The sequence below is a fragment of the Streptomyces sp. CBMA156 genome (assembly GCF_014596515.1).
Classification (GTDB): domain Bacteria; phylum Actinomycetota; class Actinomycetes; order Streptomycetales; family Streptomycetaceae; genus Kitasatospora.
Map to the genome: position 1 here is coordinate 24,323 of NZ_MSJQ01000134.1, position 19,560 is coordinate 43,882.

The 19,560-nt window shown below is 72.3% G+C and carries 18 protein-coding genes and 1 tRNA gene; 8 read left to right on the top strand and 11 right to left on the bottom strand.

Annotated features, from left to right (window positions below):
* Positions 1–19 precede the first annotated feature (19 nt).
* On the top strand, positions 20–2,389 hold the full coding sequence (locus BU198_RS11190; RefSeq protein ID WP_188296688.1) for a transglycosylase domain-containing protein: 2,370 nt from the start codon (positions 20–22) through the stop codon (positions 2,387–2,389).
* 26 nt (positions 2,390–2,415) lie between these two features.
* Here BU198_RS11190 and BU198_RS11195 read toward each other — a convergent pair whose 3' ends face one another.
* From BU198_RS11195 to BU198_RS42010, 4 genes are all read right to left on the bottom strand, one after another.
* Positions 2,416–3,585, bottom strand: coding sequence for a winged helix DNA-binding domain-containing protein (locus BU198_RS11195; RefSeq protein WP_188296689.1), 1,170 nt, complete (start codon positions 3,583–3,585; stop codon positions 2,416–2,418).
* Between the two features lie 98 nt (positions 3,586–3,683).
* Positions 3,684–4,004: a hypothetical protein gene (locus BU198_RS11200; RefSeq protein WP_188296690.1), complete on the bottom strand. Its 321-nt coding sequence runs from the start codon at positions 4,002–4,004 to the stop codon at positions 3,684–3,686.
* Positions 4,001–4,303, bottom strand: coding sequence for a GroES family chaperonin (locus tag BU198_RS11205; RefSeq protein ID WP_188296708.1), 303 nt, complete (start codon positions 4,301–4,303; stop codon positions 4,001–4,003). Before BU198_RS11205 ends, BU198_RS11200 begins: the two co-directional genes overlap by 4 nt.
* 218 nt (positions 4,304–4,521) lie before the next feature.
* A complete protein-coding gene (locus BU198_RS42010; RefSeq protein ID WP_317620065.1) occupies positions 4,522–4,863 on the bottom strand; it encodes a DUF3618 domain-containing protein in 342 nt (113 codons plus the stop codon).
* 166 nt (positions 4,864–5,029) lie between these two features.
* Here BU198_RS42010 and bcp point away from each other — a divergent pair, with 166 nt between their 5' ends.
* Positions 5,030–5,503 (top strand): thioredoxin-dependent thiol peroxidase, encoded by a 474-nt coding sequence (gene bcp, locus BU198_RS11215; protein WP_188296692.1) that lies wholly within the window; start codon positions 5,030–5,032, stop codon positions 5,501–5,503.
* A 168-nt stretch (positions 5,504–5,671) separates the two neighbouring features.
* Here bcp and BU198_RS11220 read toward each other — a convergent pair whose 3' ends face one another.
* Positions 5,672–8,143: a chitinase C-terminal domain-containing protein gene (locus BU198_RS11220; protein WP_411293176.1), complete on the bottom strand. Its 2,472-nt coding sequence runs from the start codon at positions 8,141–8,143 to the stop codon at positions 5,672–5,674.
* 318 nt (positions 8,144–8,461) lie between these two features.
* On the opposite strand from BU198_RS11220, the gene BU198_RS11225 reads away from it, so the two are divergent.
* Positions 8,462–8,545: transfer RNA gene (locus BU198_RS11225), tRNA-Leu, on the top strand.
* Positions 8,546–8,619: 74 nt separating this feature from the next.
* Here BU198_RS11225 and rdgB read toward each other — a convergent pair.
* The 4 genes from rdgB to BU198_RS11245 all read right to left on the bottom strand — a co-directional run bounded on the left by rdgB (position 8,620) and on the right by BU198_RS11245 (position 11,029).
* Positions 8,620–9,225 carry an RdgB/HAM1 family non-canonical purine NTP pyrophosphatase gene (gene rdgB, locus BU198_RS11230; protein WP_188296694.1) on the bottom strand — a complete coding sequence of 202 codons (606 nt, stop codon included), beginning with the start codon at positions 9,223–9,225 and terminating at the stop codon, positions 8,620–8,622.
* 31 nt (positions 9,226–9,256) lie between these two features.
* Positions 9,257–9,646: a hypothetical protein gene (locus tag BU198_RS11235; RefSeq protein WP_188296695.1), complete on the bottom strand. Its 390-nt coding sequence runs from the start codon at positions 9,644–9,646 to the stop codon at positions 9,257–9,259.
* A gap of 270 nt (positions 9,647–9,916) precedes the next feature.
* Positions 9,917–10,642 carry a ribonuclease PH gene (rph, locus tag BU198_RS11240; protein WP_188296696.1) on the bottom strand — a complete coding sequence of 242 codons (726 nt, stop codon included), beginning with the start codon at positions 10,640–10,642 and terminating at the stop codon, positions 9,917–9,919.
* 153 nt (positions 10,643–10,795) lie between these two features.
* Positions 10,796–11,029, bottom strand: a complete 234-nt coding sequence (locus tag BU198_RS11245; RefSeq protein ID WP_030060521.1) for a glucose PTS transporter subunit EIIB — start codon at positions 11,027–11,029, stop codon at positions 10,796–10,798.
* Between the two features lie 407 nt (positions 11,030–11,436).
* Here BU198_RS11245 and BU198_RS11250 point away from each other — a divergent pair, with 407 nt between their 5' ends.
* The 4 genes from BU198_RS11250 to BU198_RS11265 all read left to right on the top strand — a co-directional run bounded on the left by BU198_RS11250 (position 11,437) and on the right by BU198_RS11265 (position 17,213).
* Complete coding sequence (locus tag BU198_RS11250; RefSeq protein WP_188296697.1) at positions 11,437–12,738, top strand: PTS transporter subunit EIIC; 1,302 nt, start codon at positions 11,437–11,439, stop codon at positions 12,736–12,738.
* 375 nt (positions 12,739–13,113) lie between these two features.
* Positions 13,114–14,391, top strand: coding sequence for a PTS transporter subunit EIIC (locus BU198_RS11255; RefSeq protein ID WP_188296698.1), 1,278 nt, complete (start codon positions 13,114–13,116; stop codon positions 14,389–14,391).
* Positions 14,392–14,829: 438 nt separating this feature from the next.
* Positions 14,830–15,930 carry an LLM class flavin-dependent oxidoreductase gene (locus BU198_RS11260; protein WP_188296699.1) on the top strand — a complete coding sequence of 367 codons (1,101 nt, stop codon included), beginning with the start codon at positions 14,830–14,832 and terminating at the stop codon, positions 15,928–15,930.
* Positions 15,927–17,213 carry an LLM class flavin-dependent oxidoreductase gene (locus BU198_RS11265; protein WP_188296700.1) on the top strand — a complete coding sequence of 429 codons (1,287 nt, stop codon included), beginning with the start codon at positions 15,927–15,929 and terminating at the stop codon, positions 17,211–17,213. Before BU198_RS11260 ends, BU198_RS11265 begins: the two co-directional genes overlap by 4 nt.
* A 29-nt stretch (positions 17,214–17,242) precedes the next feature.
* On the opposite strand, the gene BU198_RS11270 is transcribed toward BU198_RS11265, so the two are convergent.
* Entirely contained in the window at positions 17,243–18,259 is a 1,017-nt protein-coding gene (locus BU198_RS11270; protein WP_188296701.1) for a helix-turn-helix transcriptional regulator, read from the bottom strand.
* A 187-nt stretch (positions 18,260–18,446) separates the two neighbouring features.
* Between BU198_RS11270 and BU198_RS11275 the strand changes: the two genes are divergently transcribed.
* The gene (locus BU198_RS11275; protein WP_188296702.1) at positions 18,447–19,361 is read left to right on the top strand and encodes a branched-chain amino acid transaminase; all 915 of its coding nucleotides are present in this window, start codon (positions 18,447–18,449) and stop codon (positions 19,359–19,361) included.
* A gap of 50 nt (positions 19,362–19,411) precedes the next feature.
* On the opposite strand, the gene BU198_RS43755 is transcribed toward BU198_RS11275, so the two are convergent.
* The gene (locus BU198_RS43755) at positions 19,412–19,528 is read right to left on the bottom strand and encodes an LAETG motif-containing sortase-dependent surface protein (protein ID WP_317620068.1); all 117 of its coding nucleotides are present in this window, start codon (positions 19,526–19,528) and stop codon (positions 19,412–19,414) included.
* Between the last annotated feature and the right edge of the window lie 32 nt (positions 19,529–19,560).

Sequence of the window (19,560 nt, forward strand, 5' to 3'; positions counted from 1 at the left end):
AATAGCAGATAATCTCGGCATGACCTTGAGCAGCCGACGCCAGGCCAAACGGGCCGCCCGCCGCGAGGCCCGCCGCGCCCTCCCGCTCTGGCGCCGGGCCCTGCCCACCTGGCGGATCACCCTCGGCACCCTCACCGCGCTGCTCCTGCTCGCCGTCGGCGGCTTCGCCGCGCTCTACGCCGTCGTCCCGGTGCCCGATCCCAACGCCCACGCCGTCGCCCAGAACAACATCTACCTCTACGCCGACGGCACCACCGAAATCGCCCGCACCGGCGCCGTCAACCGCACCGACGTCACCATCGACCGGATCCCGCTCCAGACCCAGCAGGCCGTCGTCTCCGCCGAGGACCGCACCTTCTACCAGAACCGCGGCATCGACCTGAAGGGCATGATCCGGGCCGGCTGGAACACCCTGCTCGGCAAGGGCATGCAGGGCGGCTCCACCATCACCCAGCAGTACGTCAAGAACTACTACCTCACCCAGGACCGCACCATCGAGCGCAAGGGCCGCGAACTGCTCATCGCCCTCAAGGTCGACCAGCAGCGCGACAAGCGCGAGATCCTCGCCGGCTACCTCAACAGCAGCTACTTCGGCCGCGGCGCCTACGGCATCCAGAGCGCCGCCCACGCCTACTACGGCGTCGACGCCGCCCAGCTCACCCTCGGCCAGGGCGCCTACCTCGCCGCCCTGCTCCAGGCCCCCAGCCTCTACGACGTCAGGACCGCCACCCCCGCCAACCGCGAGAAGGCCCTCGCCCGCTGGCACCACACCCTCGACGGCATGGTCCAGCTCGGCTTCCTCGCCCCCGCCGACCGCGACGCCACCACCTTCCCCGAACCCCTCGACCCCCAGCCCGCCACCGGCCTGTCCGGCCAGGCCGGCTACCTCGTCGGCGTCGCCGACGACTACCTCATCTCCTCCGGCACCCTCGACGCCGCCACCCTCAAGGCCGGCGGCTGGCGCATCACCACCACCTTCGACAAACCCCGCCAGGACGCCTTCGCCCAAGCCGTCCAGGAGCAGCTCACCGGCGAACTCGACCCCCGGGCCCGCCCCGACACCGACACCGACGTCCGGGTCGCCGGCGCCTCCGTCGAACCCGCCACCGGCCGGGTCGTCGCCGTCTACGGCGGCCCCGACTACGCCAAGCAGCCCTACAACGACGCACTGCGCCAGGACAACCAGATCGGCTCCACCTTCAAACCGATCGACCTCGCCGCCGGACTCCTCGCCCAGCACACCGTCGACGGCCACCCGATCACCACCGAGTCCCGCTACGACGGCACCAGCGAACGCCCCGTCACCGGCGGCCCCACCCCGTACGCGCCGCCCAACGAGGACGACATCGACTACGGCAGCATCACCCTGCGCCAGGCCATGGTGAAGTCCGTCAACTCCGTGTACGCGCAGGAGGGCGTGGACGCCGGACTCGCCCGCGTCCGGGAGACGGCCGTCAGACTCGGCATCCCCGACAGCGTCCGCGGCATGGACCCGGCCAACACCTCCATGACCCTCGGCACCGCCACCCCCAGCGCCATCGACCTGGCCGGCGCCTACGCCACCCTCGCCGACCACGGCCAGGCCCGCACCCCCTGGTCCGTCCTCACCCTCGAACGCGCCACCCCCGGCGGCACCGTCGACGTCCCCGAACTGCCCGAGCACAACCCCACCGACGCCATCGGCCGCGGCATCGCCGACTCCGTCACCGACGTGCTGCGCGGCGTCATCAGCCCCCGCGGCACCGGCGCCGCCGCCCTCGACCTCGGCCGCCCAGCCGCCGGGAAGACCGGCACCACCGACTCCAACCTCTCCGCCTGGTTCGCCGGCTACACCCCCGAACTCGCCACCACCGTCGGCCTGTTCAGGGAACACCCGAAGACCCACGCCAAGGAACCCCTGGCCGGCACCGCCGGACTCGCCCGGATCAACGGCGGCGCCTTCCCCACCCGGATCTGGACCGCCTACATGACCGCCGCCCTCGACGGCACCCCCGCCCAGGACTTCGACCTCCAGACCGGCAACGGCGAACCCGGCGACACCACCTGGCCCACCGCCCCCGTCAGCACCACCCCCAGCGCGACCACCACCCCCACCACCCCGGCCACCGGCGGCGCACCCACCGCCGCCGCCGAGCCGGCCCCGGGCACGCCGCCCCCCACCCACGCACCCGCCACCCACGACGCGCCCAGCGCCCCCGCCGCCACCGGCGAACCCGAACCGCGCCCGACCACCCCCAGCCCGCAGGCCCCCAAGCCCACCACCGAACCGGAACAGCCCAGCACCACCCCCAAACCCAGCCAGCCCCAGCCCACCAGGCCCACCGCCCTCCCCAGCGCCACCGGCGGGCCCCCCACCCACCTGGCGACCCCGCCCGGCACCCCGCACTGACGCAGGCCCCGGCCCAACGCCGCTCCCTAGCGCACCAGTTCGCGCTCCAGCGGAGTCCGGAACCGCGGCGTCACCCGCACCTCCCCCAGCCAGCCCGCCAACCGCCGCGCCTCAGCCGCCACGGCCCCCTCGGCCTGCGCCCCGACATCCCGGAACAGCCGCCACACCAGCTCGCCGTCGGCCCGCTGCGCCCAGCCGCCCACCACCTCGCCGCACCACCACACCGTCGGCCCGGCGTTGCCCGCCCGGTCGAACAGCGCCGGCACGTCCTCCGGCCGCAGGTACCAGTCCCGCCCGCGCCAGCCCATCACCGCCGGGTCCAGCGCGGGCAGCAGCGCCGCCCACGGCTCGGGCTCCGCCACCGGCCCCTCGTCCCCCGGCAGCACCAGCGCCGCCGCCCCGCCGGCCAGTGCCACGTCCCGCGCCCCGAGGTCCGCCAGCGCCCCGCGAACGTCCCTCAGCGTCCAGCCCGTCCACCACTTCACGTCCTCGACCGTCGCCGGCCCGTACGCCGCCAGCCAGCGCCGCACCACCTCGGCTCTGGCCTCCCGCACCGGCACCTCGGGCCACTGCGGCACCAGCGCCCAGGGATAGCTGCTGCTCAGCCACGAACCCCGCGGACGGCAGCGGCGCACGTGCCCGTCCGAGGCCAGCAGCCGCAGCAGCCGGCTGCCCACGCTCTGCCTCGCCTCGTACGCCTTGCCCGCCGACATCAGCATCGTCTCGCGCAACTGCGGTACGTCCTCGGACAGTTCCCTGGTCGTCGCCTCACCGCGCCGGGCCAGCGCGGCCAGCACCTCGCGCTCGGTCTCCGCCAGCCTGGCCTCGTCCCAACCCTCGGCGTGGTCCCGCAGGTGCTTCAGCAGCGTCGCCCGCTCCTTGGCCGCGATCGCCCGCGCCGCCGCCGAACTCACGTACGGGGCGAGGCCCTCCGTCACCGCGAAGATCGTCCGCCGCATCGACAGCAGCTTCACCAGCGAGACGTCCTCGTACAGCGCCCGGTCCACCTCCGCCGCCGAGGGCTCCGCCAGCCGCGCGCAGGCCGACAGGTACACCGTGGCCGCGTCCGTCGCGTGCAGCCCGACCACCGCATCGGCCACGTCCTCCACCCGCGCCGCCCGCACCGACGGCGCCAACGACTGCCGCCGCCCCAACCGGGCGCGACGCTCCTCATCACCGATCACCGGCACGCTCATGCCGGGACCCTAGCCCGTGCCACCGACAACGCCCGGGACCGTCCGGCGGGTCGCGCCTTGGCGGCCGGTCAGCGCACCGGCCGTCAGCGGACCGGCTGTCAGCGGACCGGCCGGAACCGGTCCACCACCGCCCAGCCCGGGCCGAGCTCACGGCGTACCGCGTCCAGGGCCGCCCGGGCCCGGGCGTTGAAGCGGTCCTTCTCCTCCTGCCCCCACGGCGACGGGTCCGGCGGGTAGTCCCAGTCGATCGAGGTCTGGTACCACTGCGACAGCTCCGTCAGCTCCGCCCGGAGCCCGGCCCCGAGCGGCAGCAGCTCCAGCCCGGCCGGGCAGCCGTACGGGCTCTCCGGGTCCTCCGGCCACAGCACCGAGCCGACCGAACCGGACTCGAAGAAGAAGCGCAGCCGCTCCGCCGTCACAGGTACAGCCCGGTCGAGCCCTCCGTGTCGCCGAAGCGGGCCGCGGCGACGGCGTGCAGGTCACGCTCGCGCAGCAGCACGTAGGTGGCGCCGCGGACCTCGACCTCCAGCTTGTCCTCCGGGTCGTACAGCACCCGGTCCCCCGGCTCCACCGCGCGCACGCTCTGGCCCACCGCGACGGCCTCGGCCCAGGTGCAGCGCTTGGACAGCTCCGCGGTCGCCGGGATCAGGATGCCGCCGGTCGAGCGGCGCTCGCCCTCGCTGCCCTCGATGCGCACCAGCACGCGGTCGTGCAGCATCCGGATCGGCAGCTTCTCGCCGAGCCGGTCGTGGCGGACGACCTCCAGCTGGTGGTCGGGACGGGTCGGTTCGTCGTTCGTACTCACGGTCCCGAAGGTACCGTCCCCCGGCACGGTGCGTGACGCTGGCCCGGCATGCGGAAGGCCGGGCACGCGGAAGGCCGGGCATGCGAAAGGCCGGCCGCCCGCTGGCGCCCGGCCTCTCCGTCCTGCCGCACTCAGCCCTTGCGGCGCTTGCGGGCCGAGGCGACCAGCAGCACCAGGCCCACGCCGACCAGCGCGGCCGGGACGACCCGCTCGCGGCGCGGCTGTCCCTGCTCGTCCACGAACTGCGCCCTGACCTTCTCCACCACGCCGCTGGCGGCCACGTAGACCCGGGCGGTCTTCTCCTCGACGGCGGCCGCCGCCTTGGCCTTGACCTGGGCGGAGATGGTGCTCGGGTGGACGCGGACGGCCAGCTCGTCCAGGGTCGACGCCAGCCGGTCACGCGTCCGCTCGATGTCCGCCTCGATCTGGACGGTCGTCCGCACCGACTTGTCCTGCGTGCTCGCCTCGCCCACTCGGGCCACCCCATTCACTTGCCGATGTTGTTCCGTCCGATCCGTGCGATCGGTGCGACTGACCCAGTGTGTCAGCTGCCGAACACGGTCGCGCGGCCCCACCCACCATCGGAGGTAAGTTTGCCGTGGTACGACCGTCCGTCCCAGCATCCAGGAGAGTACGACCGTGACTGAGCGCCTCCAGCCCGGCGACACCGCGCCCGCCTTCAGCCTGTCCGACGCCGACGGCAACCAGGTGTCCCTCGCCGACCACGCGGGCCGCAAGGTCATCGTCTACTTCTACCCCGCCGCCCTGACCCCCGGATGCACCAAGCAGGCCTGCGACTTCACCGACAACCTGGAGGTCCTCGCGGACGCCGGCTACGACGTCATCGGCATCTCCCCGGACAAGCCGGAGAAGCTCGGCAAGTTCCGCGAGGCCGAGAACCTCAAGGTCACCCTGCTGTCCGACCCGGACAAGACGGCGCTGGAGGCGTACGCCGCCTTCGGCGAGAAGCAGAACTACGGCCGCACCTACCTCGGCGTGATCCGCTCCACGATCGTCGTGGACGAGCAGGGCAAGGTCGAGCACGCGTTCTACAACGTGCGGGCCACCGGCCACGTCGCCAAGCTGCTGCGCGACCTCAAGGTCGGGGCCTGAACCCAGGGCGTGAGTCCAGGGCGTGAGCCCAGGACCTGGTGCCGGAGCCTGAATCCGGCGCCGGGGCCCGGCCGGGCCCGGGAACGACGAAGCGGTGGCGGCACACCCCCCGACCGGGTGCACCGCCACCGCCGTCCATCACCTCAGCGGACCATTCTGATCATCTGATCAGCAGGCCCCGAGGTCGCTCCAGACACCCCACGAACCGCTGGCGGAGGGGTCGTCGCCCTTGGTCCACCACTTGTTCTGGTAGTAGTGGCCCTTCCACGAGACCTTGGTGGGGGTCGCGTAGGTGGTGCCCGCGTCCCAGCTCGGGGCGGCCGCGCAGGTGCCCGAGGTCGGGGTCACGGTCGGCGTGACCGTGGGCGTCACCGTGGGGGTGACGGTCGGGGTGACGGTCGGGGTCACGGTCGGCGTGACCGTCGGCGTCACCGTGGGGGTCGGGGTCGGGGTCGGCGTACCGCCGTCCACCGCGCCGCGGGTCAGGTCGCCCTTGATCCCGTACAGCGTGCCGCCCACGTTGACCGTCCAGTTCGACGGGGTGGACACCGGCAGGTAGTAGACGAAGTCCATGTCGATCGAGGCGCCCGGCGCCAGCGACTGCCAGCCCGGCAGCTTGACCGACACCCGGTTGTAGTTGCCCTTCAGACCGCCCACGTTGCCCGGGCCCGGGTTGTCCTGCTTGATGACCTGGAGGCCGAAGCCGGACTGGTCCTTGGCGTTGCCCGGGGCCGAGTTGCCGTAGTCGAACTGGAACTCGGTGCCGCCCGGCAGGGTCAGCGTCGAGTTGTTGACGATGTGCAGCTTCGGGTTGATCGGGTAGTTCGAGTCGCCCAGCGCGAAGTTGTTGAACGACACGTCGATCGGCAGGGTCTGCTGCGGCAGCGCGACCGTCGAACGGATCGCACCGTACGGGGTCGACGCCTTGAACTTGTCGTACATCAGCGAGGTCAGCGTGTTGCCGGGCACGTACTGGCCCTTGCCGCCGTTGGCGGTGGCGTCCCACTTGTAGTCGCCCGCGAGCTCCCAGATCATCGCGCCGCCGGCGCCCTGGTTGACGATGTAGTCCGCCTTGGCGCCCACCGACTGCTCGTCCTCGGTGGAGAGGAAGACCTTCTTGGTGTCGTTCCACAGCCACGGCGCCACCAGGGTGGAGCTGTAGTTGCGGGTGTAGGTGCCCTGGAGCGCGGTGTCGGACACGCCGTACTTGGACAGGTAGTCGGGCAGGATGCCCTTCTCCAGGTTCTTCGCGTGCCACATCGGGTTCGACCCGGCCGGGGACTCCTTGCCCGCGTCGTCCTTGTCGTTCCAGATGTTGTCGATGCCGACCGCGCCGTCACCGCAGGCGGTCAGGCCGGAGCCGACCGGGCAGGTGGTCGCCGAGGCGGTGCCCCAGAGGCCGTTGGTGCCGCCCTGGACGTTCTTGAACCCGCGGGTGTAGTACGGCAGGCCGACGTTGATCCGGCCGCCCGGCATCGAGCCGCGGAAGTAGTGGTACGACCAGTCGGCGTTCAGGTAGCCGATGCCGCCGTACTGACCGGTGCCGTAGACGTTGGCGGAGGCCAGCTCGCCGTCCTTGCCGTCGTCGAACAGCGAGGCGTTCGGGCCGACGTACTTGTTCCAGGCGCCGTGCAGGTCGTACGACATGATGTTGACGTAGTCCAGGTACTTGGCCACCTGGAAGGTCTCCATGCCGCGCAGCAGGTAGCCCGAGGACGGGGCCGCGACCGACAGCAGGTAGTGCTTGCCGTCGGCGGCGCCCGCCTTGTCCAGGCTCTCGCGCAGGGTCTTCATCAGCGCCGCGTAGCCCTTGGCCAGCGAGCCGCGCTTGGAGTTGGCGAGCTGCCAGTCCAGCGGGTTGCCGGCGTCCTTCATCGAGGTCGGGTACTCGTAGTCGACGTCGACGCCGTTGAAGCCGTACTTGCGGACGAAGTCGACCGACGAGGCGGCGAAGGTGTCGATGCCGGCCTGGTTGACGCTGCCGTCCGGGTTGACGGTCATCGAGTAGAAGCCGCCGGAGTTGACGCGCTTGCCGTCGTCCCCGAAGTAGCCGCCGGTCTCGGTCCAACCGCCCACCGAGATCATGGTCTTGACGTTCGGGTACTGCTTCTTGTACTTCGTCAGCAGGTTGAAGTGGCCCTTGTACGGCAGGCTCGGGTCCAGCTCGGCACCGGGGACGCCGGGGAAGGAGATCCCGGTGGCCTCGTTGGTCGGGCCGTCGGTGCCGACCGAGAGCTTGTTGTCGCCGCCGACGTGGCCGAAGGCGTAGTTGAGGTGGGTGACCTTGTCCCAGGGGATGTCGCTCACCAGGTACGGCGCGTCGCCGTTCTTGCCGGTGCGCCAGCCGGTGAAGTAGCCGATGATGCGGCGCTGGTGGTCCGCGCCCATCTTCTCGCGCCCGCTGGTGTCGTAGACGGAGCAGTACGGGACGTCCACGCCGGCGGTCTGGTACAGGCCGTCCGGCCGACAGGCCGCGTTGTCGACGGCCGCCGAAGCCTGCGAGGGCGCCGCACCCAGCGTCGCCATCAACAGTCCGGCCAGCGAAGCCGCCGCGAGCGAGGCCACACCGGCCCGCGCCGCAGGGCTCTTCCGGCGGTCGGCGGCGGTGGGACGCCGCTCCGCCGTGTTTCGGATCAACACTCGGTCCTCCAGGAGAGAGTGTCTGCGCGTGCCTGTGGGGGAGCACGCACGTGGGGGATTGCAATTGGCGCAGAAGCTATGTGGTCTGAACCACATAGGTCAATAGGTCTGTACCAATTGGTAATCAACAACCAAACATCACAGGTCGGGAGCCCATGACAACCGGTCATCCGGTGGCCGAAAACCCCCTCCTGGCACTTCCCCGTCGACCCCGGGGGCGCCGCACCCCCACCGCCGGGGAACCGGGACGCGGCACCGGCCGGGCCACGGCCGAACTCGCTGTCCCCTTGCCCGGCGAAGCCCTAGACTGGTCGCCATGCGGCCTTGGCGGAATTGGCAGACGCCTGGGCTTTAGGTGCCCATGGGAGAAATCCCGTGAGGGTTCGAGTCCCTCAGGCCGCACTGGCCTTGAAATCGAAGGCCCGCCCCGAGATTGATCTCGGGGCGGGCCTTCGGTGTCTCCATCGGACAGGGCGTCAGGCCAGGAGGTCCCTGACCACCGGGGCGAGGGCGCGGAAGGCCTTGCCGCGGTGGCTGATGGCGTTCTTCTCGTCGGCCGTGAGCTCCGCGCAGGTGCGGGTCCCGCCGAGGGGCTGGAGGATCGGGTCGTAGCCGAAGCCGCCGTCGCCGGCCGGGGCGGTGCGCAGGGTGCCGAGGAGACGGCCCTCGACGACGCGCTCGGTGCCGTCGGGGAGGGCGAGGGCGGCGGCGCAGAAGAAGTGGGCGCCGCGGTGCGGCTCGGCGATGTCGGAGAGCTGGGCGAGCAGCAGGTCGAGGTTGGCGCGGTCGTCGCCGTGCTTGCCGGACCAGCGGGCGGAGAAGATGCCGGGTGCGCCGTTCAGCACGTCCACGCAGAGGCCGGAGTCGTCGGCGACGGCGGGCAGGCCGGTGGCGCGGGCCAGGGCGTGGGCCTTGAGCAGGGCGTTCTCGGCGAAGGTGACGCCGGTCTCGGGGACGTCCGGGATCTCCGGGTAGGCGTCGGCGCCGATGAGTTCGACGTCCAGGCCGGCGTCCGCCAGGATGGCGCGGAGCTCGGTGACCTTGTGCTGGTTGCGGGTGGCGAGGATCAGACGGGTGGACATATCGCCCACCCTACCGAGAGACCGGGAACGGTCAGCCGGTGCAGACCGAGGTGAGGTTGCCGGCCGCGTCGCCGAGCGGCTTGAGGTCCGGGACCTCGTTCCTGTCGGCGGCGTGCTGCACGTTCTCGACCTGCTTCCTGAGGTCGGTCACGGCCTTGGCGACATCGGTGTTCTTGGAGCTCTTCCCGACCTGGTCGAGGTCGTTCTTGAGCTTCTGCAGGGCCTGTCCCGCGGCGGCCGAGTCGTTGCTCGCGTTGTCGTAGGCCTTGGTGACGTCGGCGATGTCCCCGGTGAGCTTCACCGCGGTGTTGCCGCAGTCGAGCGCCTTCTGGGCGGCGGAGCAGCTCACCATGCTGAGCGGGAGGATCGCGATCAGTCCGGCCACGGCGAGGGCGGCGGGGCGGGCGATGCTGGACGGCATCCGGTCCTCCTGTGGGGCGCGGGTTCCGTGGTGGGAGACGCGCGCCGGGAGGTGCGCGGTTCCCGCAGCGGGAGTGCTGCGGGAACCGTACGGTCTCCGGGCCCGGCCTGTACAGCAGGCCGACCGTGCGGCGGGCCGATCACGCCGTGGCCCGTACGGGTGTCCGGACCGCGGCCGTACCGGTGTGCGGGCCGCGGCCCGAACGGCCGTCCGCGCCCGCGGTCTGAACGTGCGTCCGACCGGGTCCACGGCTGCGGGGCCCGCGCCGGTTCAGCCCTCCAGGGCCTTGCGCTGGATCTCGTCGAGCTCCGCGCAGCCGAGGCTGCCGAGGTCGAGCAGCCGGTTGAGCAGGTCGCGGTCGAACGGGGCGCCCTCGGCGGTGCCCTGGACCTCGACGAAGCGGCCGTCGGCGGTGCAGACGATGTTCATGTCGGTCTCGGCGCGCACGTCCTCCTCGTACCGGAGGTCGAGCATCGGGGCGCCGTCGATGATGCCGACGCTGACGGCGCTGACGCCGCCGGTGATCGGCTGGCCCTTGGCGCGCAGCAGCTTCTTGTCGCGGGCCCAGGCGACGGCGTCGACCAGGGCGACGTAGGCGCCGGTGATGGCGGCGGTGCGGGTGCCGCCGTCGGCCTGGAGGACGTCGCAGTCGAGGACGATGGTGTTCTCGGCGAGCGCACGGTGGTCGACCACGGCGCGCAGCGAGCGGCCGATGAGCCGGCTGATCTCGTGGGTGCGGCCGCCGATGCGGCCCTTGACGGCTTCGCGGTCGCCGCGGGTGTTGGTGGCGCGCGGGAGCATGGAGTACTCGGCGGTGACCCAGCCCTCGCCGCTGCCCTTGCGCCAGCGGGGCACGCCCTCGGTGACGCTGGCGGTGCACAGCACCTTGGTGTCGCCGTAGGAGATGAGGACGGAGCCTTCGGCGTGCTTGCTCCAGCCCCGTTCGATGGTGATCGGGCGGAGCTGTTCGGGGGTGCGGCCGTCGATGCGTGACATAGGCACTGAGCGTAGTCGCTCGGGGGCTGCGTCCGGATGGCGCTCCGGGCCGCGTCCGGATGGCGTCGCGCGGGCCGCGTCCGGATGCGCCGCGGCCCGCTGTCCCCCTGAGCGGGTCGGCGGGCCGGGCGGGCTGAACCTGGGTGGCTCAGCTCACATCATGTCCTCGATGTCGGCGGCGATCGGGTCGGCGTCGGTGCCGATGACGACCTGGATCGCGGTGCCCATCTTGACGACGCCGTGAGCGCCGGCGGCCTTGAGGGCGGCCTCGTCGACCAGGGAGGCGTCCTTGACCTCGGTGCGCAGGCGGGTGATGCAGCCCTCGACCTCTTCGATGTTGTCGATGCCGCCCAGACCGGCGACGATCTTCTCAGCCTTGCTGGCCATCTGATTTCTCCCTCTGTACTCGGCCCTTCGGCGGCTCTGCCGGGTGCCGTCCTGCGCTGGTGCTGGGGTGTTGTCCCTCGACCGTCGGGCGGTGAGGTCCGTGCCGGTGGCTGATGCGGGTTCAGCGGCGGTCGTGCTGGCGAGCAGCGCGACCAGCATCACCCGCGCCGGTCCGATTTGCCACGTTAGTCCACTTTCGGCCCATCCCGGCGGGCGGGCTCCCGGTCGTCGTCCGAGGATGACGATCAGCGGGGCCGGCTCCTCCGGGGTTCGGCCTGCGTCCAAGTGGTCTACACCAATATATGTGTACCCCGATGAACGCAGGTAGGGACCCCGGGTGTTCCCGAGCTCCGCCCGAGGGTCCCGCAGGGGCCCCCGGGTCGGCAACTGCTCCCGGAGGGCGAAGCATGAGTTCGGCAGGCGCCACGACCCCGCAGACCACGTGGTGGCACACCTTCTACGGCGGCCTCCAGAAGATGGGCCGCTCCCTGCAGCTGCCGGTGGCGGTGCTCCCCGCCGCGGGCATCCTCAACCGGCTCGGCCAGCCGGACGTGTTCGGCAAGGACGGGCTGGGCTGGGACAACGTCGCGAAGGTGTTCGCCTCCGCGGGCGGCGCGCTGCTCGACTCCTCCTTCGGCCTGCCGCTGCTGTTCTGCATCGGCGTCGCGATCGGCATGGCGAAGAAGGCGGACGGCTCCACGGCGCTGGCCGCCGTGGTCGGCTTCCTCGTCTACTACAAGGTCCTGCACGCCTTCCCGGAGAGCTGCCCGGCGGGAACGGCCCTGGTCCCGGACGCCTGGACCGGCCAGTGCGTGGGCTACTCGTCGGCGAAGATCGCCGCCGCGACGTACCAGAACCCGGGCGTGCTGGGCGGCATCCTGATCGGCCTGCTGTCGGCCTGGCTGTGGGTCCGGCTCCACCGCACCAGGCTGGTCGACTGGCTCGGCTTCTTCAACGGCCGCCGCCTGGTGCCGATGGTCACCGCCCTGGTGGGCCTGGTCATCGCCGTGCTGGCGCTCTGGGTCTGGCCGCCGATCGGGCGCGGCCTGAACGACTTCTCGCAGACCCTCTCCGACCTCGGCGCGGGCGGCGCCGGCATCTTCGGCGTGTTCAACCGCGCGCTGCTGCTGATCGGCATGCACCAGCTGCTGAACACCTTCGTCTGGTTCCAGTTCGGGTCGTTCGACAAGCCGGACGGCACGATCGTGCACGGCGACATCCCGCGCTTCCTGGCGGGCGACCCGACCGCCGGCCAGTTCCAGACCGGCTTCTTCCCGATCATGATGTTCGCGCTCCCTGCCGCCGCCCTCGCCATGGCGCACGCGGCGAAGCCGCACCGGCGCAAGGAGATCTACGGCCTGATGCTCTCGGTCGGCCTGACCTCCTTCGTCACCGGTGTCACCGAGCCGCTCGAGTACTCCTTCGCCTACATCGCCCCGGCCCTGTACGCCGTGCACGCGCTGCTGACCGGCGCCTCGATGGCGGTGACCTGGGGGCTCGGGGTGCACGACGGGTTCAGCTTCTCGGCCGGCCTGATCGACTACGTGATCAACTGGGGACTGGCCACCAAACCGTGGCTGATCATCCCGATCGGGCTCTGCTTCGCCGCCGTGTACTACGCGCTCTTCCGGTTCATCATCGTCAAATTCGATCTGAAAACACCGGGTCGGGAGGACGAAGCAGAGGTGGAGGACGTCACCAAGGCCTGAAACCGAGCGTCACCGGGGTTATCCCCGCATTGGCCTCCGGACCCACCGGTCCGGGGGCCTTCGGCTTTTTTCGCAGGGGGGCCGCCCCGGCCCAACTCCCCTGGCAGGACCGGGTGTGCTTTTGTTGCGCGATTAGCCAAAATCGGTTTTGTTGCGTGATCGGCCAAAATCCAATGGTGACCGGCGGCCATGATCGCCGCCGGTATGTAGGTTTCGATTTCATAGCGCTTCCCGGCGACAGCGCTTTCCGGGGTTCCTCGACTTCTCCGCCCGTGCTACAAAACTGGTCTACACCACGTGTGGTGTAGACCAGTTCGCGGTTGGCCCCCTGTGCCTCCCCCCGACCGACCGCCATGCCGTAAGGAACCCACCCCCATGAGTCAGTCTGAGCAGGCACCGGCGCCCGCCACGGCTCCGGCCCCGCCAAGCCCCGCCAAGAAGTTCGGCCAGAACCTCCTCCAGGGTCTGCAGAAGATCGGTCGCAGCCTCCAGCTGCCCATCGCCGTGCTCCCCGCGGCCGGCCTGCTGATGCGTCTCGGCCAGGACGACGTGTTCGGCAAGGACGGCCTCGGCTGGGACAAGGTCGCCGCGGTGTTCAACACCGCCGGCACCTCGGTCTTCGACGCGCTGCCGATGCTCTTCGCGGTGGGTATCGCGATCGGCTACGCGAAGAAGGCGGACGGCTCCACCGCCCTCGCCGCGCTGGTCGGCTACCTGGTGTACAAGAACGTGCTCACCGCGTTCCCGATCACCGAGTACAAGATCCTCCCCGGCAAGGACGAACCCGCCACCTACCAGAACCCGGGTGTGCTCGGCGGCATCGTCATAGGCCTGCTGGCCGCGGTGCTGTGGCAGAAGTACCACCGCACCAGGCTGGTCGACTGGCTCGGCTTCTTCAACGGCCGCCGCCTGGTCCCGATCATCATGGCCTTCGTCGGCACCGCCGTCGGCGTCTTCTTCGGTCTGGCCTGGGGCCCGATCGGCGACGTCATCAAGAGCCTGAACGACAGCCTGATCAGCGCCGGCGCGCTCGGTGCGGGTGCCTTCGGCCTGGTCAACCGCGGTCTGCTGCCGGTCGGCATGCACCAGTTCGTGAACTCCTACGCCTGGTTCCAGACCGGTGACTTCACCAAGCCCGACGGCACCGTCGTGCACGGCGACCTGACCCGCTTCTTCGCCGGCGACCCGACCGCCGGACAGTTCATGACGGGCTTCTACCCGATCATGATGTTCGCGCTGCCCGCCGCCGCGCTGGCCATCGCCCACGCCGCCAAGCCGCACCGCCGCAAGGCCGTCACCGGCATGATGATGTCGCTGGCCCTGACCTCCTTCGTGACCGGTGTCACCGAGCCGATCGAGTTCGCCTTCGTCTTCATCGCCCCGGTCCTGTACGTCATCCACGCGGTGCTGACCGGCCTCTCGATGGCCCTGACCTGGGCGCTCGGCGCACACGTCGGCTTCACCTTCTCCGGCGGCCTGATCGACTACGCGCTGGCCTGGACGAAGGCCACCAACCCGTGGATCGTCATCCCGCTCGGCCTGGCCTTCGCCGCGGTCTACTACTTCCTGTTCCGCTTCGCGATCACCAAGTTCAACCTCAAGACCCCCGGTCGCGAGGACGACGACGAGATCGAGGACGTCACCAAGGCCTGACGCCCGCGTCACCGCCACGCCCCGAAGGCCCCGCCCCGCCGCTGCTCCCCCAGCGGCGGGGCGGGGCCTTCCGCGTACCCGGGCCCGCCCCGTGCGTGCCCGGGGCACTCCGGGCGGTCGGGAAAGCCGGTTGACGAACCGACGGACGCCCTGGTCAACTGAAGTGGTGAACGCCTCGTGCCCGCTGGTCACCCGCAGCCACATCGACTTCGGTCGCGTGTGGTCCGCGGCGTGTCGCGGCTGAGCTGACCGTTCCCCCACCGCCGCCCGGCTGACGACCCGCCCGGCGCCGGTCCTTCCCTCCCCCGCCCGCACGGGCCCGCCCACGCAGGCTCCGCCCGCGGGCCGCCACCGCGCTCCGGCGTGCCCCCGCGCAGCCGTCTCCGGACAGCCGCGCCGGTTGCCCGCACGCGTCCGCACGAGGAAGTCAGGCTCACCATGCCCCGCCAGTTGCACCTGTCCGCAGCCCTCGACAGCCCCGGCCGTCTCGACGCCGGGCACTACGCCGCCCTCGCCCGCCACGCCGAACGGGCCACCCTGGACTTCGTCACCCTCGACGACTCCTTCGCCGCCGAACCGCACCGCCCCGACGCCCTCGCCACCCTCGCCCGGATCGCCCCGCTGACCGGCCGGGTCGGGCTGGTGCCGACCGTCACCACCACCCACACCGAGCCCTTCCACACCTCGATCTCGGTCAACACCCTGGACTGGGCGAGCGAGGGCCGGGCCGGCTGGCTGGTCGGCGTCTCCACGACCGAGGCCGAGGCACGGGCCTTCGGCCGCAAGCCGGCCGCCGCCGAGGACGAGCTGTGGGCCGAGGCCGCCGACGCCGTCGAGGTGGCCGCCCGGCTCTGGGACAGCTGGGAGGACGACGCGGAGATCCGCGACACCGCCACCGGACGGTTCGTCGACCGCGACAAGCTGCACTACATCGACTTCGCGGGCCCGCACTTCTCGGTCCGCGGGCCGTCCATCACCCCGCGCCCGCCGCAGGGCCGCCCGGTCGTCACGGTGCCGGTCACCGCCGCGGACCTCGCACCGGACGCCTCCCCCGGCGGGCGCGCCCGGGTCGCCGCCGCCATCCGGCACGCCGACGTCGTGCTGCTCGACGCCCCCGACCGCGCCACCCGGCTGACCGCCGCCACCGAACTGCGGCTGCGGGCCGGCGAGAACCTGCGCATCCTCGCCCGGCTCGACGCCTCACTGTCCGCCCTGCCCGACCGGGCCGCCGACGAGCGGCTGCTCGCCGAACTCACCGCGACCGGCACCGGCGTCGACGGCTTCCACCTCGCCCCCGCCGACCCGCTGCGCGACCTGGCCGCACTGGCCGACCGGATCGCCCCGGCCCTGCGCACCGCCGGACTGCTGCGCACCGGCTACCCCGGCCGCACCCTGCGCGACCACCTCGGCCTGGCCCGCCCGGCCAGTCGCTACGCCGCCCGCCCCGCCGACGCCCCCGCCGGTGCCCCCGCCACCGGCGACCTGTCCACCAGTGCCCCCTCCACCGCCGCCCCCGCCCTCGCCGAGGTGACCCGATGACGGACCGACCGCTCAAGCAGATCCACCTCGCCGCGCACTTCCCCGGCGTCAACAACACCACGGTGTGGAGCGACCCGGCCGCCGGCAGCCACATCGAGTTCGGCTCCTTCCGCCACCTCGCGCAGACCGCCGAGCGCGGGAAGTTCGACTTCTTCTTCCTCGCCGAGGGCCTGCGGCTGCGCGAGACCAAGGGCCTCATCCACGATCTGGACGTGGTCGGCCGTCCCGAGTCGATCACCGTGCTGAACGCGCTGGCCGCCGTCACCGAGCGGCTCGGACTGGCCGCCACCGTCAACGCGACCTTCAACGAGCCGTACGAACTGGCCCGCCGCCTCGCCTCCCTGGACCACCTCTCCGGCGGGCGCGCGGCCTGGAACGTGGTCACCTCCTCGGACGCCTTCACCGGCGAGAACTTCCGCCGCGGCGGCTACCTGGACCGCGCCGACCGGTACACCAGGGCCGCCGAATCCGTGCAGCTGGCACGGGAGTTCTGGGACGCCGGGGAGGAGCCCGTCCGGCACTCGGGGCCGCAGTTCGACGTCGAGGGCCGGCTCTCGCTGCCCCGCCCGCCGCAGGGCCACCCGGTGGTGATCCAGGCCGGCGACTCCGACGAGGGCCGGGAGTTCGCCGCCGCCACCGCCGACGTGGTCTTCTCCCGGCACTCCACCCTCGCCGACGGCCAGGCCTTCCACGCCGACGTCAAGCGCCGGCTCGCCGCGTACGGGCGCAAGCCGGACGAGCTGAAGATCATGCCCGGAGCCACCTTCGTGCTCGGCGACACCGACACCGAGGCGGCCGAACGGGCCCACGAGATCCGCCGGGCCCAGGTCAGCCCGCAGACCGCGCTCGCCTTCCTGGAGCAGGTCTGGGGCGTCGACCTGTCCGACCACGACCCGGACGGGCCGCTGCCGTCCGTCGACCCCGTCCCGGACAGCGCCCTGGTCCAGGGCCGGGTCCGGCACACCGACCCGGTGACCGTCGCCGAACGGTGGCGCGCGGTGGCCGCGGAGAAGAAGCTGACCAGCCGCGAACTGGTGATCGAGGTGACCGGCCGGCAGTCCTTCATCGGCTCGCCCGGGACCGTCGCCGCCCGGATCGACCACTTCGTACAGAACGACGCGGCCGACGGCTTCATCCTCGTCCCCCACCTCACTCCGGGCGGACTGGACGAGTTCGTCGACCGGGTGGTGCCGCTGCTCCAGGAGCGCGGGGTGTTCCGCACCGACTACACCGGCCCCACCTTGCGGGACCACCTCGGGCTGCCGGTGCCCGGGCGGCGCTGACCCAGGGCCCAGGGATTGTCAGACACACCCTAGATCCACCCGCGCCGAGCGGCGTGCACGCCGGCCTGGAAGCGGCTCTCCGCGCCCAGGCCGGCCGTCAGTTCGGCGACCAGCCTGCGCACCGTGCGCTCCGACACCTCCAGCTTCCTGGCGATCGCGACGTCCGTCTGCCCGGCCGCCAGCAGGCGCAGCACCGCCACCTGGCGATCGGTCGTCTCCGCTTCCCCGGGGCCGAGTTCGGGCGGGGTCCAGGCGGCCGACCAGAAGTACTCGAACAGCTCCGCCACCAGGGCCACCAGGGCCGGCTCGCGGACCACCACCGCCGCCTCGGCGACCGGAGCGTCCCCACCCGGTCCGGCGCCGGGCGCGGGCAGGATCGCCAGCCGGGCGTCCACCACGATCAGCCAGAGCGGCAGCGAGTGCGCCGCCCTGATCCTGGCCCCGGCCCCGGTCAGCTCCCGGACGTGCGCCAGCACGGCGGGGCGGCGCAGCGCGGCGGCCGGGTAGATGGTGCGCAGGGCGGCGCCGTGGGCGAGGGCGAGGCGTTCGCGGGCGAGCTTGCCGGCCAGGGCGGGGCCGGAGAGGTCCTGGCCGGGGCGCAGCGAGAGGGCCTCGGTGCGGGCGCCGCGGGCGGCGTCCTCCAGCAGGGCGGCGATCCGGTCGGCGCCGCGGACGAGTTCGAGTGCGGTGTCGGCGCGGTGCCGTTGCTGGACGGGCAGGTAGCCGGTGTGCAGCCGGTCGACGGAGTCGCGGGCGTGGCGCAGGGCGGTGACCAGGGCCGTGACCTGGGTGTCGGCGTCGAGCAGGAGCTGGCGTACGGCGGTGTCGACGGAGACGGCGGTGCCGGTGGAGTCAGTGCCGGTGGCGTCCTCGTTCCGGTGGTGGTCGGCGGTCGGCTGGAGCAGGCCGAGTGCGCGCAGCTCGGCGGTGGCGGCGGCGAGCCTGCGGCCGTCCCAGTCGAGGCCGAGGGTCCCGGGCGGGCGGCCGGGTTCGGTGAGCAGGCGGGCGTAGAGCTGGGTGGCGTCGGTGCCGGTGGGGCTCTCCATCGGCGCAGCCTAGTGACGGCGGGCGGGGGCCGGTCGGGGGTTTCCGCTCCGCGAGACGGCGGCGGCCCGGCGGCGGTACGGCGGTGAAGTCCGCTGTCCGGTACGGCGTTTCCGCTCCAGGACATGGCCGGTTGCGGTCGGCCGCGGCGGGCTGACCTGGGCGCCCGCGGCCCGCAGGATGTCCGGCATGGCTCTTCCCGAAGCTTCGACGATCTGGTGGAACGGCGCCCTGGTGCCCTGGCGGGAGGCCCGGGTGCACGTCCTCGCGCACGGCCTGCACTACGGCACGGGGGTGCTGGAGGGCACCCGGGTGTTCGCGACGGCGGACGGCCCCGCGGTCTTCCGGCTGCCCGGGCACCTGCGCCGGCTGCACCGCAGCGCCCGGATGATCAGGATGGAACTCCCTTACGACGTGGCCGACTTGACCAGGGCGACGGTGGACCTGGTGCGTACCAACGGCCACCGGGACTGCTACCTGAGGCACTTCGCCTTCCTCGGCTACGGCACGATGGGCATCGACATGCGCCACTCGCCGGTCGACGTGTCGATCGCGAGCTGGGAGTGGCGGGGCCAACTCCCGCACGAGGAGGGCGGGATCACGCTGAAGACGAGCAGCTGGCGGCGGAACGACCCGAACGCGGTGCCGCCCGCCGCGAAGGCCACCGGCCCGTACCTGAACTCGGTGCTCGCCCGCCGGGAGGCCAACGACGCGGGCTACGACGAGGCGCTGCTGCTCGGGCCGGACGGCACGGTGAGCGAGTGCACCGGGGAGAACGTGTTCGCGGTCAGGGACGGGGTGCTGCGCACTCCCCCGTCGAGCGCGGGTGCCCTGGAGGGCATCACCCAGGACACCGTGCTGACCCTGGCCCGTGACCTGGAGGTCGAAGCCCGGGTGGAGAGCCTGCTGCGCTCGGACCTGTACGCGGCGGACGAGCTGTTCGTCTGCGGTACGGCGGCGGGCGTCATCCCGGTGCGCGCCCTGGACGACCGGGCCCTGCCCACCTCGCCCGGCCCGGTGACGAGCCGGCTGCGGGAGGCCTACCGGGCGGCCGTGACCGGTGCCGATCCGCGCTACCGGCACTGGCTGACGCCGGTGGCGTGACCGTGCGCGGTCCGTCCGGTGCCCCCGGACGGACCGCGCACGGCGGGCGGTCAGCCGGTGCGGCGGCGGCGGATCAGGGTGAAGGCCCCTGCCCCGACGCCGACCAGCAGTGCGCCGCCGCCCGCGATCAGGCCGGTCCGGTCGCGGTCGCCGCCGGTGGAGGCCAGGTTGACGTCCGCCGGCCGGGCGGCGGCCGCCG